At 48.7% G+C, this 709-nt stretch carries 1 protein-coding gene; it reads right to left on the bottom strand.

The annotated features are described in order from the left end of the window. Window positions 1-474 (bottom strand): DEAD/DEAH box helicase (locus B3180_RS10610; protein ID WP_286844413.1); only part of this gene is annotated, 474 nt, incomplete at its 3' end. Window positions 475-709 lie beyond the last annotated feature (235 nt).

Genomic DNA, 709 nt, shown 5'->3' with positions numbered 1-709 from the left:
GCGGTCGGCTTCATCCAGCACCAGCACTTCTAACTTGGGGAAACGAATCGCGTTTTGTTTGTATAAGTCCAATAAGCGTCCTGGTGTTGCCACCAGAATATCCACGCCTTTGCGAAGCTTCATCATTTGCGGATTAATTTTCACACCACCGAACGCCACCGCGTAATTTAACGGCAGACCCGCGCTTAAGTTCGCAACGTTTTCACCCACCTGAGCTGCTAATTCGCGAGTTGGCGTTAAAATAAGCACACGCGCTGTGTTTGCCTTGGCACGCTCCTTACCTTTCAGAAGTTCTAAAATAGGCACCGTAAAGCCTGCTGTTTTGCCTGTACCCGTTTGCGCCGCCGCCATGACGTCTTTCCCTGCAAGCACCAAAGGAATAGCCTGCGCCTGAATGGGCGTAGGTTCGCTATAACCCTGACGTGAAAGGGCGGTAAGCATTTCCGTGGAAAGTCCGAGATCAGAAAAAGTCATGTAATTGTGTGCAGTTTTGTGGTGTTTAGGGTGGTTATTCTAGCCGAAAGACGCGCTTGTCGCATTTCATTTAGCTCTATAATAATTAATGTTTACTCCTCTCGGGCTCGTTTTTTAAGAGCCTGAAGCTCTCCCCAGGACATGACATAACCAGAGTCGACTTTCCCCATTTCGTTCTTTTCTTTTGCTTGCTTCAACCGAGCGTCAAAGTGCCCAGACTTTGAACCTGAGAGGT

It is taken from the genome of Idiomarina sp. UBA4206, from assembly GCF_002383015.1.
In the GTDB taxonomy this organism is placed as follows: domain Bacteria; phylum Pseudomonadota; class Gammaproteobacteria; order Enterobacterales; family Alteromonadaceae; genus Idiomarina; species Idiomarina abyssalis.
The sequence above is the reverse complement of the archived record's forward strand: the minus strand, read 5'-3'. Positions and strand labels throughout refer to the sequence as shown.